Annotated in this window: 13 protein-coding genes; 6 read left to right on the top strand and 7 right to left on the bottom strand. The window is 61.7% G+C overall.

Annotation, left to right across the window (positions count from 1 at the left end):
* Nucleotides 1-142: 142 nt before the first annotated feature.
* The 5 genes from M0D66_RS00590 to M0D66_RS00570 all read right to left on the bottom strand — a co-directional run bounded on the left by M0D66_RS00590 (nt 143) and on the right by M0D66_RS00570 (nt 4,895).
* The gene (locus tag M0D66_RS00590) at nt 143-370 is read right to left on the bottom strand and encodes a hypothetical protein (protein WP_093637525.1); all 228 of its coding nucleotides are present in this window, start codon (nt 368-370) and stop codon (nt 143-145) included.
* Between the two features lie 397 nt (nt 371-767).
* A complete protein-coding gene (locus M0D66_RS00585) occupies nt 768-1,574 on the bottom strand; it encodes an alpha/beta fold hydrolase (RefSeq protein ID WP_200653517.1) in 807 nt (268 codons plus the stop codon).
* A gap of 222 nt (nt 1,575-1,796) precedes the next feature.
* Nucleotides 1,797-3,098 carry a DUF3443 family protein gene (locus M0D66_RS00580; protein ID WP_200621413.1) on the bottom strand — a complete coding sequence of 434 codons (1,302 nt, stop codon included), beginning with the start codon at nt 3,096-3,098 and terminating at the stop codon, nt 1,797-1,799.
* A 29-nt stretch (nt 3,099-3,127) separates the two neighbouring features.
* The gene (locus tag M0D66_RS00575) at nt 3,128-3,634 is read right to left on the bottom strand and encodes a DUF2844 domain-containing protein (protein ID WP_234487007.1); all 507 of its coding nucleotides are present in this window, start codon (nt 3,632-3,634) and stop codon (nt 3,128-3,130) included.
* A 349-nt stretch (nt 3,635-3,983) separates the two neighbouring features.
* The gene (locus tag M0D66_RS00570; protein ID WP_093637510.1) at nt 3,984-4,895 is read right to left on the bottom strand and encodes a LysR family transcriptional regulator; all 912 of its coding nucleotides are present in this window, start codon (nt 4,893-4,895) and stop codon (nt 3,984-3,986) included.
* Nucleotides 4,896-4,994: 99 nt separating this feature from the next.
* On the opposite strand from M0D66_RS00570, the gene M0D66_RS00565 reads away from it, so the two are divergent.
* The 3 genes from M0D66_RS00565 to M0D66_RS00555 are packed head-to-tail and all read left to right on the top strand — an operon-like array spanning nt 4,995 to nt 8,013.
* The gene (locus M0D66_RS00565) at nt 4,995-6,299 is read left to right on the top strand and encodes a CitMHS family transporter (protein ID WP_093637506.1); all 1,305 of its coding nucleotides are present in this window, start codon (nt 4,995-4,997) and stop codon (nt 6,297-6,299) included.
* Nucleotides 6,300-6,332: 33 nt separating this feature from the next.
* Nucleotides 6,333-7,691: an acyclic terpene utilization AtuA family protein gene (locus M0D66_RS00560; protein ID WP_211705920.1), complete on the top strand. Its 1,359-nt coding sequence runs from the start codon at nt 6,333-6,335 to the stop codon at nt 7,689-7,691.
* A gap of 1 nt (nt 7,692) precedes the next feature.
* On the top strand, nt 7,693-8,013 hold the full coding sequence (locus M0D66_RS00555; protein ID WP_093637499.1) for a hypothetical protein: 321 nt from the start codon (nt 7,693-7,695) through the stop codon (nt 8,011-8,013).
* Nucleotides 8,014-8,091: 78 nt separating this feature from the next.
* On the opposite strand, the gene M0D66_RS00550 is transcribed toward M0D66_RS00555, so the two are convergent.
* Nucleotides 8,092-8,802, bottom strand: coding sequence for a FadR/GntR family transcriptional regulator (locus M0D66_RS00550; RefSeq protein ID WP_054035508.1), 711 nt, complete (start codon nt 8,800-8,802; stop codon nt 8,092-8,094).
* 430 nt (nt 8,803-9,232) lie between these two features.
* Between M0D66_RS00550 and M0D66_RS00545 the strand changes: the two genes are divergently transcribed.
* From M0D66_RS00545 to kdgD, 3 genes are all read left to right on the top strand, one after another.
* Nucleotides 9,233-10,564 (top strand): MFS transporter, encoded by a 1,332-nt coding sequence (locus M0D66_RS00545; RefSeq protein WP_211705919.1) that lies wholly within the window; start codon nt 9,233-9,235, stop codon nt 10,562-10,564.
* 52 nt (nt 10,565-10,616) lie between these two features.
* Complete coding sequence (gene gudD / locus M0D66_RS00540; RefSeq protein ID WP_211705918.1) at nt 10,617-11,966, top strand: glucarate dehydratase; 1,350 nt, start codon at nt 10,617-10,619, stop codon at nt 11,964-11,966.
* 69 nt (nt 11,967-12,035) lie between these two features.
* Complete coding sequence (kdgD, locus tag M0D66_RS00535) at nt 12,036-12,953, top strand: 5-dehydro-4-deoxyglucarate dehydratase (RefSeq protein WP_093637486.1); 918 nt, start codon at nt 12,036-12,038, stop codon at nt 12,951-12,953.
* 50 nt (nt 12,954-13,003) lie between these two features.
* Here kdgD and M0D66_RS00530 read toward each other — a convergent pair whose 3' ends face one another.
* Nucleotides 13,004-14,512, bottom strand: coding sequence for an MFS transporter (locus M0D66_RS00530; RefSeq protein WP_200652098.1), 1,509 nt, complete (start codon nt 14,510-14,512; stop codon nt 13,004-13,006).
* Nucleotides 14,513-14,534: the final 22 nt, after the last annotated feature.

The following is a 14,534-nucleotide window of genomic DNA, read 5'->3' as shown; positions in this document are numbered from 1 at the left end:
GTGACGTGCCGAATGAGGTACTTAGGCCGTTCCTGAAAGTACCGAAGCAGGCACCGAAGTAAGCAGCAAACAAAACGATGGCGCTCCCGAGGAGCGCCATCGTCGTTTCTACGCTTACGTGGGTGGCGGTCATGCCTCGCCCTCACACGTGAACGATTTCCCAATCGCTGAGTTTTTCTGGAATTTCGAGCGTCGACGTGTCGACTTCGGTCAACTGCGGGCAGGTCAGGCCGCGTGCGACTTCATCGGCTGCCTGTTGCGGGCTGGAAAATTCACCGAGCGTCTCGTTGCCGTAGGTTGCCTCCCAACCGCCCTGGCCCGGCAAAATGTAGAACGCTCCCTGGGTCGATCCAAAGCGAAAGCCTTTCATTTTTAGTCTCCCAATTGCCATTTAAAAACCGCTGTGCCGCGATGGCTTCATGCATGGAGCGGAGGACATACTGCGACTGCGTTTTCGTCCCGTCTATTTCGCTGCACCACATGAAGCGCCGGCTCTTGTAAAAGAGTCTACGTCAGCGGGTCTCGGCGCAAGGGGCTGTTAGACAGTTCATTCGATCAAAAAATATCGTTTAAAAATAAAGACTTGTCGCCGTCATTTTGCGATGTGCAACGTGGGGCGGCATTGCGAAATGGCGAATTTGTGCCACGCACCACGATTTTTTACGAAGCAAGGACTCGTTCCACATCGTGAAATTTTGGCGGATCGGCCAAATAGTGGGGCGGGGTGCATTCAGGGCGGAGCGCGGCTTCGCCCGTGAGCGTTCTGTTCAGGAAAGAACCTGGCCTAGGAACGCCAACAACACGCGGTTGAATTCGTCCGGCCGTTGCAGCGGGGCGAAATGGCTCACGCCAGGCAAAAGAATCAACTTCGCGCCGGGAATGGTGCGGGCGAGGTAGTCGGCGTGTTCCGGCTTGATGAATTCGTCGTGCTCGCTCTGGACGATCGCAACCGGCACTCGAATCCCGGCCAGATCGCGCGCGGAGTAGTTGGGCTGGGTTCTCATCATTTCGCTGACCGCGCCGACAAATGCGTCGAAGTCGTCGGGCGTTGCCGAGAGTTGCGCGTAGTCTTTGGCATGCCGTCCGAAGCAGCGATCGATGATCGGCGTCGGCACGAATTCCTTCGTCCCGCTCGGATCCATATTGCAGCCGAAGAAAAACACGCCTGCAACCCGCTCAGGGACCTGGCGGCCCAGCACCAGGGCGACGCACGCGCCGTCGCTCCAACCGGCTATTGCGGCGCGGTCGAGCTGCAGTGTGTCCATCACGGCCAGCACGTCGGAGGCCATCAGCTCATACATATAGGGACGCGCGTCGCGGGTGCTGCGGCCATGGCCGCGGCTGTCGATGACTATCACGCGATGCCCCGAGCCGACCAGCGCAGGGACCTGATAGCCCCAGTTGCCGCTGTGCCCCAGGCCGCCGTGCAGCAGGATCACCGGTTTGCCTGTTCCATATGACGCGTACCAGATTCGAGCGCCATCGTGCTCGACGTAGCCGTGGTCGTTCGGGACAGGCAGCGGGGCTGCGCCGTGGGCTGCGAAATGGGTGAGGTCGTCGTCGTGGGATTGCATGAGGGGTGCCTTCCTGGTGAGCTCAGTAATGCAAGGATCCACCAGGTTGCCGGCGCCGCCACCAGAAAATCAACAAAGCTACGAATTTTCGCGCCTGGGATGGTGGGTGGGTGGCGCGACTTCTCTCCTCGGCGCGGGAAATACGACCAGCATCAACACGATCGACGCTACTAAAAACAAACCCGGCGCACAGGCCGGGCTTGTTTACAGAACCACTACCCCTCAACTCGAAACATAAGCCACATAAGGCCCCGTACCCCCACCCGTGGACGTCTTACCCGAAATGCCGTAGTACACGTGCCGGCCGTAGAAGAACGGCATACCAAAGTCGAACTGCCGCGAGATATAAATGCCGAGGTTGTTGAACGCGGAATTCCCCGACGCGTTCAGTGTCGCCCCATTCGCGATATTGAAGCCGAGTGAGACACTCGCCGGACTGGTTGCCACCAGCGTCGACGTCCGCCCCACTGTGGCCGTCGGGATGTAGTAGCCGGTCGCGCTATCAACCGGGATCGTCAAGTCAGGGAAGAACAGCACCGTCGATCCGGAATCGAAGAACGTCTTCGTCAGCGTCGAGCCACCGTAGGTCGACGCGAAGTCGCCGTTCCCGTTCGTCCTGATCAGCGTGGCGCCCGTGCCTGACAACGTATTGTTGGTCTGCGTGTCGATTCCGAACACCAGCGTGCCCTGAGCCGTCGCGCTGCCGCTGTCGGAAACCTGCGCCATCTCCAGAATGACACCGTTGTTATCCAGCGCGAACTTGGTGACCGGATTGGTGATCTGTCCGCTTACGGGCACCGAGGTGCCCACGCCCGCGTTGGTGTAGTAGAACGTCGACACCGCCGCATTCGCGCATGCCGAGCCGCAGTCATTCGGGCTCACACCGATGCCGAGAATGCCGTTTGCGCCGAGATCGGTCGTGGTGGTCAATGAGCGGCCAACCTGGCACTCCGTCGGCGCAGCCACGGTCAGGTCCGAATCGCCGATCACGTGGATCGGCACGCTCGAGGCAACCTCACCCGACATCGCAATGTCCGCAAGATGGACGGAACCCCATGCATAGCCGCTGCCGAACAATGCGCATTCGGCGAGCGGGAGACCTCCCGACTGGGCGGTTTCGGCTGTCAGCGCGCTGAAGGTGGCGGCCGGAATCGCTGAGCGAACCAGACGCAGCCCGAACGATTCGGTATCGACGATCACGTTCGGGATCGTCGAGCAGCTGGTGCCGGCGCTAGATCCTGGGGCGCAGATCGTGACGCTGACCATGGGCTGATTGTGGATGCCCGTTTTGCTGACCGTCACGGCCATCGTATTGCCAGGACCGACCGCAGTAGGCACCGCCGAAGCGTCCACCGCGAGGACGTTGGACGACGAACTCGTTCCACTCGGTGTCGCCGGCGAACCCCCTGGTGCGTTTATCGATGTGTTGCTGTTGGTTCCACTGTTGCTGCCCCCGCTACCGCCACCGCAGCCAGCCAGACTCAGGCCGAGCGCTGCGGCAATGATCCATGCGATTTTGCGCACTTTTATTCTCTCGATTGATTTTTAAAGACTTACTTGATGTCGTCAGCGCTAACGCCTTGCGGCAACGCTTGCGGCAGGTAGGCTCGACCCGCGAAGGCGCCCATATGGCCGCCCGTTTCAACGACCAGAGCCGACTGACGCACGACCGCTGAGCCATAGCCGCCGCCTTGCGCTGCGTGCGCGTCAGTGAGTCCCTGCACGTAAGACGGGAAGTAAGTGGCGAGCAGCGTGTTGAGCGGCGGCATGGTAGGGCCTTCCCAGCTCAACGCGAACACGGTGTTGCCTGCCGTGATGTACTCGTTCACGACCGTGCCCGACGCAAGCGTGGTCTGACTCACGGTGTAAGTGGACGAAGCTGCATTGCCGCTGGCGGCAAAGCGGGCCACGGCAGTGCCGCCCTGGCTGGCCGCCCCTGCGCTGGTACTGCTGGCGGTCACGGGGTAGGTCGGTGCGCCGCCTAATCCTGCATACGCCGGAGCAATCGTGGCGACCGAGGCCGCAGCCACCACGAGCATTCGAAATTGGCTGATTATCATTTTTTGGTTTTCGACGTTTTTGGAAAATACGCGCGAACGTTTCCTCGCGCCCACGCGATGTAAATACTAGCGCGCTGCTCTTTGATTAAATCAGATGAATAGCGAGGCGAATCGGGTTCTATTTGAAATTGAAAGCTAATGCGCGATAGATAATCAATGGCCTGCGTGACCACGCCGCGCTGATATTCGGATCCCGGCTAGCCGTCTGCCCAACCGGTAGCGCAAGGTAAGAACCTGTCCTTTCGACACGTGCCTGACTCCCCAGTGTGGCCGCTTTATCCGGCATGCGGCGCTAGACTTTGTCTCTGTCTGGTTGTGCTGTCGATTGAATCATTGAATACGCGTAATCTCAAGCCTGGCCGCCCACTTCAATCCTGCCGAGCTTTTCGATCAGCACCGCAACGAAGGTTTCCGTGACAGGCGGCAGGGTCCTGCCGCGCTTCTTGATAAGGGCGATAGGGCGGGTGAACGCGGGATCGTCGATGGGTCGGACGATCAGTTCAGGTTCCGCTCTGACCTCGCGGGCCGACGCCGGCAGGATGGTCACACCGAGCCCCGCGCGGACCATTGCGACCGCACTCATCATGTAGGTCGGCTCGCACGCGATCTCCGGCATGGCCTGCGCGTCGGCAAACGCGCTGTCGACTACCGCCCGCACGCTCGTGCCCTGCGCGGTGAGCACGAGCGGGACACTGGCAAGGTCGGCCAGCGTGATGCGCTTGCGGCGCGCCAGTGCATGGCGTTTCGGAAACACCGCCACCAACCGGTCGATGCCCGCATGCAGCACCTCGAAGCTGGCGTCGCCCAGTTCGCCGCCGGTCAGGCCGATATCCACTTCTTCGTTGCGCACCAGCGTGTTGACCATGCTGGCGACCACGTCGCGCACATGAAAGCTCACGCGCGGCACGGTCTTCTTCACGTCCTGCACGAGTTCCGGCAATACGCTCGCCGCGAAAGTGGGCAAGCACGCGATCCGGACCGTGCCGCTCGAGCCCTCACCGAGCGCACGTGCGTCGATCAGCACGTGCTCCATGTCATGCAGGGACTTTTGCAGGAGCGGCAACAGTTCGCGGCCGGTCGGCGTGAGTGCGACGTTGCGGCTGTTGCGATCGAACAGGCGCAGCCCGACCGTCTCCTCGAGGCGGCGTATTTGCACCGTCAAGGCCGGTTGAGAGAGATGCAGGCGCGTGGCCGCGCGCGTGAAACTGCCGGTTTGCGCCACGGCGATAAACGCGCGAATGTCCCGAAGGTTCAGATCCATGATGGTTTGTAATAGCTGCGATCAATTCATTTCAATTGATTTATCGCCGCCTCGAACTTACGCTGGATCACAGTAAAAAACAACATCGGAGACAAGGACATGCTGCCATTGCTGGGGCTAGCCACCATCGTCGTGCTACTTGGCGCGATTCTGTCGAAACGGATGTCGCCACTGGTGGCGCTCATCATCGTGCCGCTCGCCGCGTCGCTGATCGGCGGGTTCGGTTTTCAGACAAGCAAATTCGTGATCGACGGGCTCAAGAGCCTCGCGCCCGTCGTCGGCATGTTCGTGTTTGCGATTCTCTACTTCGGCACGATCACCGATGCCGGCACGCTCGATCCGATCATCGACCGCATTCTGCGTGCTGTCGGCACGCGGCCCACGCGGATCGTGATGGGTACCACGTTGCTTGCGCTGCTGATTCACCTCGACGGTTCCGGCGCGGTGTGCTTTCTTGTCACGATTCCCGCGATGCTGCCGCTCTACGATCGTCTGAAGATGGACCGGCGCGTGCTGGCCGCGGCCGTTTCGATGGCCGCCGGCATCAATTTTCTGCCGTGGACGGGGCCGATGATCCGCGCGTCGGCCTCGCTGCATCTGCCGATTTCGGCGTTGTTCAATCCGCTGATTCCCGTGCAATTGATCGGCCTGGTGTTCGTCTTCAGCGTGGCGTTCTGGCTTGGGCGGCGCGAAGAAAAGCGGCTCGGCCTCACCGCCGCGAACGGTTCCGCGCCGATGCCAAAACGCGAATTGACGCCCGAAGAGCAAGCCTTGCGCCGGCCGAAAAACTTCTGGTTCAACATCGTCCTGACGCTCGTCGTGCTCGGCACGATGGTCGTGATGGGCGAGAAGATTCCGCCGGCCATCATGTTCATGGTCGGACTATGCATCGCGTTGATGGTGAACTATCCGAACGTCGACATGCAGCGTAAGCGGATCGACGCTCACGCGCGCGCCGCGTTGATGATGGCCGGCATTCTGCTGGCGGCCGGCGTGTTCACCGGCGTGATGCAGGGCAGCGGTATGCTGAAAGCCATGGCGCAGGCGGCAGTCGGCTTCGTGCCGCCCGCCATGGCGGGCCACATTCCCGTCGCGCTCGGGTTGGTGTCGATGCCGTTGAGCATGCTGTTCGATCCGGACTCGTTTTACTTTGGCGTGCTGCCGGTGATTGCCGAAGTGGCCGGCCAACTCGGCGTGCCCGCCGTGCATGTCGGCCAGGCCGCGCTGCTTGGCCAGATGACCACCGGCTTTCCGGTCAGCCCGCTGACGCCGGCGACTTTCCTTGTGGTTGGCCTGTGCGGTATCGATCTCGCCGATCACCAAAAATTCACGTTCCCCCTGCTGTTCGGCGCGTCGATCGTCATGACGATCGCCTGCGTCGTGCTGGGGATATTCTCGTTGTGAGCTTGACTGTTTGACTGAATGGAAGCGACCAGCATGATAGCGACTCCACATAGGCAGCCGGTCCGAATCGGCGCGGGCGCGGGATATTCCGGCGACCGTATTGAACCCGCGGTCGAACTGGCGGAACACGGCGCGCTCGATTACCTCGTGTTCGAGTGCCTCGCCGAACGCACCATTGCGATCGCGCAGCAGGCGCGCAGCAAAGACTCGGAACTGGGCTACGACCCGTTGCTCGAAACACGCATGGCGGCCGTGCTTCCCGCAGCGATTCGCAACGGCGTGCGGATCATTTCGAACATGGGCGCGGCCAATCCGCTTGCTGCGGCGCGAAAGACTGCCGAGATCGCGCGCTCGCTCGGTCTCGGCGACGTGAAGATTGCTGCCGTCACCGGCGACGATGTACTCGACGTCGTGCGGCAGGGCAATTTCCGTTTCGAAGAGTCCGGGGAAAGCGTTGCTTCGTATAGTGATCGCCTCGTGTCCGCGAACGCCTACCTTGGCGCGGCGGCGATTGTCGAGGCGCTTGCGGCCGGCGCGCAAATCGTCTTGACCGGACGTGTCGCCGATCCGTCGCTGTTCGTCGCGCCACTGATCCACGAATTCGGCTGGCAGATGGACGACTGGCAGACCCTTGGCCAGGCGACTGTGACCGGCCATCTGCTCGAATGCGCTGGACAGATCACCGGCGGGTATTTTGCCGATCCGGGTTTCAAGGACGTGCCCAATCTCGCGAGGCTCGGCTTTCCAATCGCCGAAGTCGCGGCGGATGGCACGGTGCTCATCACCAAGCTCCCACAGGCCGGTGGCCGGGTAACCGAAGCAACCTGCAAAGAGCAACTGATGTATGAGATTCACGATCCGCAGCGTTATCTGCAACCGGACGTGGTCGCCGATTTCACGCAAGTTCGTGTCATGCAGGAAGCGCCGGATCGCATTCGCGTGAGCGGCGGGCGCGGCACGCCGCGTACCGATACGTTGAAGGTGTCGGTCGCTTACTTCGATGGCTATATCGGCGAAGGGCAGATTTCATACGGCGGTCCCGGCGCGCTGGCGCGTGCCCGGCTTGCACTCGATATCGTGCGGGAAAGGCTTGCCCTGACGGGCGTCAAAACGCGTGAACTACGCTTCGATCTGATCGGTGTGAACGCATTGCATGGCGATGCGGCGGCTGCCGGTCACGCTGAGCCTTATGAAGTGCGAGTACGGGTCGCGGGGCGCACTGAATCGTTGGCGCAAGCAGTGAAGATCGGCAACGAGGTAGAGACGCTTTACACGAACGGCCCGGCGGGCGGTGGCGGCGTGACCAAGTCAGCGCGCGAAGTCGTCGCGGTGCAATCGGTCTTGTTGCCGCGCGCGCATGTCAAGCCGGCATTCTCGCTGGTGGAGGCGTGACATGAAACTACGTGAGCTTGCTCATTCGCGGACCGGCGACAAAGGCAATACGCTGAATATCTCCGTCATCTGTTATGACGCGAAGCACTATGAGCATCTGCGGGCGGTGTTGACCGTGGAGCGGGTCAAGGCGCATCTGAACGACGTAGTGCGCGGCGAAGTCGTGCGTTATGAACTGCCTGGCATCGCCGCATTCAACTTCGTGCTCGGCCATGCGCTCGGCGGGGGCGTGACGCGCTCGCTTGCGCTCGACGCGCACGGCAAATCGTTGAGTTCGGCTTTGATGGGGCTGGAGGTGGAGGATCCGGCTGCGGTCCCTTAGCCGGCTTCTTGTTCTTGTTAGCTGGTGCTGTAAGGCAGCCCGAAGCGTGAAGCTAAGAGAGCTCGCCGGTTATCCGGCTCAGCCGCTCGCCTTGCTCAACTCATGCGCGCGCCGAAGTCTCTCGCGGCTGTTGCTCAAATGCATGCGCATCGCGGCGCGCGCATCGTCCGCGTCCTGGCGTTCAATGGCCCGATAGATCATCTGATGCTCGCTGAGCACATTGCGCAGGATCTCGATATGGTCGAGCTCCGCGATCTCGGCGGTGCCGAGCCGCGTGCGCGGGCTCACCGCGCGGCCGAGTTGGCTGAGCACATCGAAGAAGTAGCGGTTGCCGCTGGCGCGCGCGATCTGCAGATGAAACTCGATGTCGTGCGCCAACGTGTCGGTGCTTCCCCGTTCGAGTTCGGATTCAAAGCGCTCCAGTGCGGCGCGAATCTGCTTGAGATTCTGCTCGGTGCGTCGCGCTGCCGCGAGCGCGGCCGAGGCCGCTTCGACGTCGATGCGGAATTCGATGATCGCCATGACGTCCAGCATGCTGGAGAGGTCGGCGGCGGGCAGCTGCATGGACTGTTCCGTGGCCGGCTCCAGAACGAACGTGCCGATGCCGTGACGCGTCTCGACCACTTTGGCCGCCTGCAGGCGCGAGATGGCCTCGCGGACCACGGAGCGGCTCACCGAGAGCTGCTTCATCATCGCGACTTCAGTCGGGATACGGTCTCCGGGCCGCAGGCTGCCGCGGCGGATTTCATCGGAAAGGGTGGCCACCACCTTCTCAGTTAGGCTGCTCATCTCTGTTGCTTATTGACTAATCGGCTGGAAATTTACACGTTGCGTGGGCGAGTGACATCGCGTGTCGTCTCGACATAGCCATCATAGCGTCTGTCCGAAAGGCGCCGATTTGAATCTCTTGCTGCCGATGCATACGACGACGGCTCGTTGACCGAACATGGCCTGCATAGCTCGCCAGTCTTTTATCATGTCATCAGACGTCTTAATTCGATTCTACAGTTTCAACGGCTACAGCGGTATCGTGGCGTCCGCATCCCAGCGTATATGGTGTGCATGGCAGGGTAAACACCCCATTGGAATCGGTGATTGGAACGGGGTAGACTGTCGTCAGACAACGTATCACGCATTTTAGGACCGAATCGCCCGGCCTGCTCGAATGTGCCGCGTGCGTTCGATCAGGCCGCCGGAGTGACCGGAACTGGAGACAACCTTGACATCTGCTCTCACCGCCGCTGCTGACCCGTTAGAGTCCGCGGTCTCGAAGGTCAAGCGGCACGTGCTGCCGCTTTTCCTGATCATGTTCATTGCGAACTACATCGATCGCGTGAACATCGGCTTCGTCAATTCCCACATGCAGACGGACCTCGGCATCGGCGCTGCCGCCTATGGCCTCGGGAGCGGGTTGTTCTTTGTCGGCTACGCGTTGTTCGAGGTGCCGTCGAACGTGTTGATGCAGAAGTACGGCGCGCGCGCCTGGCTGACCCGCATCATGGGCACCTGGGGGTTGGTCGCGGCGGCCATGGCGTTCGTCTGGAACGATACGTCCTTCTATGTGCTGCGATTCCTGCTCGGTATCGCCGAAGCCGGCTTCTTCCCGGGTGTAGTGTTTTACTTCACTCAATGGCTGCCGCAGAAAGAGCGCGGCAAGGCTGTGGCGGTTTTTCTCTCGGGTTCCGCGCTTGCGTCGGTGCTGTCCGGTCCGATCACAGGCAGTCTGTTGTCGATTCGCGGTCTTGGCCTGCACGGCTGGCAATGGATGTTTCTCATTGAGGGCGGCTTCTCGATCCTGCTGTGCGGTGTGAGCTGGCTGCTGCTGAAGTCGCGCATTCGCGATGCCTCCTGGCTGACGGCTGAAGAGCAGACCGTTCTCGAAAGCGCGATCGCGGCGGAACAGGCCGAACGCGTGGCGCACGGCGGCGCGCATCTACCGGCCGTGAAGCTGCTGAAGGACCCGCAGATCCTGCTGTTCTGCTTCCTGTACTTCGCGATTCAATTGACCATTTACGCGGCCACTTTCTGGCTGCCGACGATCATCCGCAAGATGGGCGGACTCTCGGACTTCGAAGTCGGCATGTTCAATACCATCCCGTGGCTCATCGCCATGGTCGCGATGTACTGCTTCGCGGTGTTGTCCGCGAAATGGCGTTTTCAGCAAGCGTGGCTGGCGGTAGCGCTTGTTATCGCAGCGTGCGGGCTGTTCGCTTCGACGTCGGGTAATCCGGTGCTGTCGTTTGTGGCAATCTGCTTCTCAGCGATCGGTTTCAAGGCCGCGTCTTCGCTCTTCTGGCCGATCCCGCAGGGTTATCTGGACGCACGCGTGGCCGCTGCCGTCATCGCGCTGATCAATTCGATCGGCAACTTGGGCGGGTTCTTCGCGCCGGCTGCTTTCGGCTATCTGCAGCAGCACACCGGCTCGATCACCGGTGGTCTGTACGCCTTGGGCGTGGCTTCGCTGATCGCGGCGGCGGCCGGCTTCCTGACCCGCAATCGCCGTGTGAACCGCGACGCGTTGCCTGAGCCACTCCATAGCAAAGCGCATTGAATTTCGATCGACCGCCGCCAGTCGGCTTATTCACTTACCTGGTCCCACTATCATGTCCACGAACTCACCCCAATCGAACGCCACGCCGATCGTGACCGAGCTGCGCGTCGTGCCCGTCGCCGGCCGTGACAGCATGCTGATGAATCTGAGCGGCGCGCATGGCCCGTTCTTCACGCGCAATATCGTCATTCTGCGCGACAGCGCGGGACACACCGGTGTCGGCGAAGTGCCGGGCGGCGAGAGCATCCGCAAGACGATCGACGACGCGCGTCCGCTGGTTGTCGGTCAGTCGATCGGCAATCTCCAGGCTATCCTGAACAAGGCGCGTACGCAGTTCGCCGACCGCGACGCCGGCGGTCGCGGCCTGCAGACTTTCGATCTGCGCACCACCATTCACGCAGTGACCGCACTCGAAGCCGCGCTGCTCGATCTGCTCGGACAGCATCTGGGTGTCCCTGTTGCGGCACTGCTCGGCGAAGGCCAGCAACGCGACGAAGTGGAAATGCTCGGTTATCTGTTCTATATCGGCGACCGCAAGAAAACCGATCTGCCCTATGACAGTGGCGCGGAAGGGCGCGACGACTGGGAGCGCGTGCGTACCGAAGAAGCGATGACACCCGAGGCGGTAGTGCGGCTTGCCGAGGCAGCGCAAGCACGCTATGGATTCAACGATTTCAAGCTCAAGGGCGGCGTGCTGGCCGGCGACGCCGAAATCGAAGCGGTGACGGCGCTCGCCGAACGCTTTCCCAATGCCCGCGTCACGCTCGACCCGAACGGCGCATGGTCGCTCGCGGAAGCGGTGCGCCTGTGCCGCGACCAACACGACGTGCTGGCTTACGCAGAAGATCCGTGCGGCGCGGAAAACGGCTACTCGGGCCGCGAGGTGATGGCCGAATTCCGCCGTGCGACCGGTTTGGCGACGGCGACCAACATGATCGCGACCGACTGGCGTCAGATGGGTCACGCGATCCAGTTGCAGTCCGTGGATATTCCGCTTGCCGATCCACACTTCTGGACCATGCAGGGCTCGGTGCGCGTGGCGCAGATGTGCAACGAGTGGGGCCTGACCTGGGGCTCGCATTCGAACAATCACTTCGACATTTCGCTCGCGATGTTCACGCATGTCGCGGCAGCGGCGCCGGGCAAGATCACGGCGATCGACACGCACTGGATCTGGCAGGACGGTCAGCGCCTGACGCGCGAGCCGCTGCAGATCGTGGGCGGCAAGGTCAAGGTGCCTCAGGCCGCCGGCCTCGGTGTCGAGCTGGATATGGACGAGATCGAGAAGGCGCACGCGCTGTATCTGCAACATGGCCTCGGCGCGCGCGACGACGGCGTGGCCATGCAGTACCTGATTCCGAACTGGAAGTTCGATAACAAGCGTCCGTGTCTGGTGCGCTGAGTTTCCTCCTGATCTGAGCGGCGCTTCGTGCGGCCGCCCGCTTTTACCCACCATTCACGCTGTCACGCTATGACCTCACCTCAAGAACTCAAAGCGATCGTTTCTGAAGGCCTGCTGTCCTTTCCGGTGACCGACTTCGACGAACAAGGCGATTTCCGCGCCGATACCTATGCTGCGCGCCTCGAATGGCTCGCCCCCTATGGAGCGACCGCGCTGTTTGCGGCCGGTGGCACGGGCGAATTTTTCTCGCTGACCAAAAGCGACTACACGAACGTGATTCGCACGGCGACCGAGACCTGCCGGGGCAAGGTGCCGATTCTTGCCGGCGCGGGTGGTCCGACGCGCGTGGCGATCGACTACGCACAGGAAGCCGAGCGCCTGGGCGCGAGCGGCGTGCTGCTGATGCCGCACTATCTGACCGAGGCGTCGCAGGAAGGGATTGCCGCGCACGTCGAACAGGTCTGCAAGGCCGTGAAGAACATCGGCGTGATCGTTTATAACCGCGCGAACTCGAAGCTGAATGCGGACATGCTCGAACGCCTTGCTGACAGTTGCCCGAACCTGATCGGCTTCAAGGACGGCGTGGGTGAAATCGAGGCGATGGTGACGATTCGCCGCCGTCTCGGCGACCGCTTCTCGTATCTCGGCGGCCTGCCGACCGCGGAAGTTTACGCCGCGGCATATAAGGCGCTGGGTGTGCCCGTGTATTCGTCGGCCGTGTTCAACTTCATTCCGAAGACGGCAATGGAGTTTTATCGCGCGATTGCCGCGGATGATCATGCGACCGTCGGCAAGCTGATCGACGAATTCTTCCTGCCGTATCTGGCGATCCGCAATCGTCGTCAGGGTTATGCGGTGAGTATCGTGAAGGCTGGCGCGAAGCTGGTCGGCCGCAGCGCAGGTCCGGTGCGCGCACCGCTGACCGATCTGACCGCAGAAGAAATGGCGCAACTCGACGTGCTGATCAAGAAGCTCGGCGCGCAATAAGTAGCGTAATAAGTGGTGCAGGTAGTGGCGGCGGTTTCGCCGCCCTCACCTCAACTCCGGCGAAACACAACGTGCGAGATGCGTTGTACGAGCAGTGCGGCCGCAAGTGCCGCCACTGCCGTCAGCCACACCCCGATATGAATCGACTGCACCAGCGCATCGCGTGCCGTGTCGATCAACGCCAGTGTATTGAGCCCCGACGTCTTCATATCCGCAATCAGTTTCAGGCGCACCGTTTCGTCGATCAGGATGCGTAGATCGACAAAACGCGGCTGCCATTGCGATACTGCCGGCTCGCCGAGCACGCTCATCGTGCGCGTGACCACGTTGCGGTAGTGGTGCTGCACGACGGTTGCCACAATGCTGGTGCCGAGCATCCCACCCACCATGCGCGTGGACTGCAGCAGTGCGGTCGTGATGCCGAAGCGTTCACGCCCGGCAATCTCCTGGCCGAACACATTCAGATTGTTCAGGATGAAACCCAGGCCGATGCCGACGGCCGCCATCGGCAATTCGATCCATACGTGCGGTGTCTCCGGATTGGCAAACGCCAATGCGATCGATGCGAACAGCAGCAGCGCGAATCCGATCGACAGAATCCGCGTGGGCTTCTTCAGATGAATGACGATGCGCGTATTCAGCAGGCTGCCGAGCGCGATGCAGGCGGCGATCGGCGTCGCGAGCAGACCGGCCTGTTGCGGCGAGAGTCCGAAACCGCCTTGCAACAGCAGCGGTGCGAAGAAGATCAGCGAGAACATCACGAAGCCGGACAGGAAGCCGAGTACGAAGAGCGTGACGAGTTGCGCGTCCTTGAACAGGTCGAGCGGAATGATCGGATGCGTGGCGCGTTTCTCGCACACCAGCAACGCAACGGCCCCCACGATCACGAAGGCCGCCAGCGCCAGGTTGCCGGGTGTCAGGCCGTCTTTCGGCACGGCTTCGATAAAAGCCTGCAGGCCGCCCAACACGGCGGCGACCAGCGCCGCGCCGAGCCAGTCGATCTTGACCTCACCCTCGTGCGGACGCTGGAAGTTGGGCAGATGCGCCCAGATAAAATAGAGCGCTGCGGCGCCCACCGGCAGGTTGATCAGGAAGGTGGAGCGCCAGCCCCAATGCTCACTCATCCAGCCACCCAGCGACGGACCCGCCGCGGTGCCGATTCCGTAGGCAGCCGCCATCACCACTTGCCAGCGCACCCGTGCGCGCGGATCGGGGAAAAGATCCGGGATCGACGCGAACGCCGTGCCCACCATCATCCCGCCGCCGACCCCTTGCAGGCCGCGCGCGATGACGAGGAACAGCATGTCGTTCGCCACGCCGCAAAGCACCGACGCCACCGTGAACGTGATGACCGCGGCGATCACGAAACGCTTGCGGCCGAAATAATCGCCGAGACGGCCGAACACGGGAACCGTCACCACCGACGCCAACAGGTACGCGCTGGCAATCCATGCGTAGTACTCGAAGCCATGCAGTTCGGCGACAATCGAGGGCAACGCGGTGCTGACGACGGTCTGGTCGAGTGCGACCAGCATGTTGACGAGGCCGATGCCGAGCATCGCGAAGAGGGCGTTTCGGAAA

The sequence above is a fragment of the Paraburkholderia sp. SECH2 genome, from assembly GCF_030464795.1.
GTDB classification, from domain to species: domain Bacteria; phylum Pseudomonadota; class Gammaproteobacteria; order Burkholderiales; family Burkholderiaceae; genus Paraburkholderia; species Paraburkholderia aspalathi.
This window is presented reverse-complemented; position numbering and strand designations above follow the sequence as displayed.

Excerpts from the sequence above, each read along its gene's own strand:
- M0D66_RS00590 (WP_093637525.1), bottom strand. The coding sequence starts at position 370 with ATGAAAGGCTTTCGCTTTGGATCGACCCAGGGAGCGTTCTACATTTTG.
- M0D66_RS00585 (WP_200653517.1), bottom strand. The coding sequence starts at position 1,574 with ATGCAATCCCACGACGACGACCTCACCCATTTCGCAGCCCACGGCGCA.
- M0D66_RS00575 (WP_234487007.1), bottom strand. The coding sequence starts at position 3,634 with ATGATAATCAGCCAATTTCGAATGCTCGTGGTGGCTGCGGCCTCGGTC.
- M0D66_RS00570 (WP_093637510.1), bottom strand. The coding sequence starts at position 4,895 with ATGGATCTGAACCTTCGGGACATTCGCGCGTTTATCGCCGTGGCGCAA.
- M0D66_RS00565 (WP_093637506.1), top strand. The coding sequence starts at position 4,995 with ATGCTGCCATTGCTGGGGCTAGCCACCATCGTCGTGCTACTTGGCGCG.
- M0D66_RS00560 (WP_211705920.1), top strand. The coding sequence starts at position 6,333 with ATGATAGCGACTCCACATAGGCAGCCGGTCCGAATCGGCGCGGGCGCG.
- M0D66_RS00555 (WP_093637499.1), top strand. The coding sequence starts at position 7,693 with ATGAAACTACGTGAGCTTGCTCATTCGCGGACCGGCGACAAAGGCAAT.
- M0D66_RS00550 (WP_054035508.1), bottom strand. The coding sequence starts at position 8,802 with ATGAGCAGCCTAACTGAGAAGGTGGTGGCCACCCTTTCCGATGAAATC.
- gudD (WP_211705918.1), top strand. The coding sequence starts at position 10,617 with ATGTCCACGAACTCACCCCAATCGAACGCCACGCCGATCGTGACCGAG.
- kdgD (WP_093637486.1), top strand. The coding sequence starts at position 12,036 with ATGACCTCACCTCAAGAACTCAAAGCGATCGTTTCTGAAGGCCTGCTG.
- M0D66_RS00530 (WP_200652098.1), bottom strand. The coding sequence starts at position 14,512 with ATGCTCGGCATCGGCCTCGTCAACATGCTGGTCGCACTCGACCAGACC.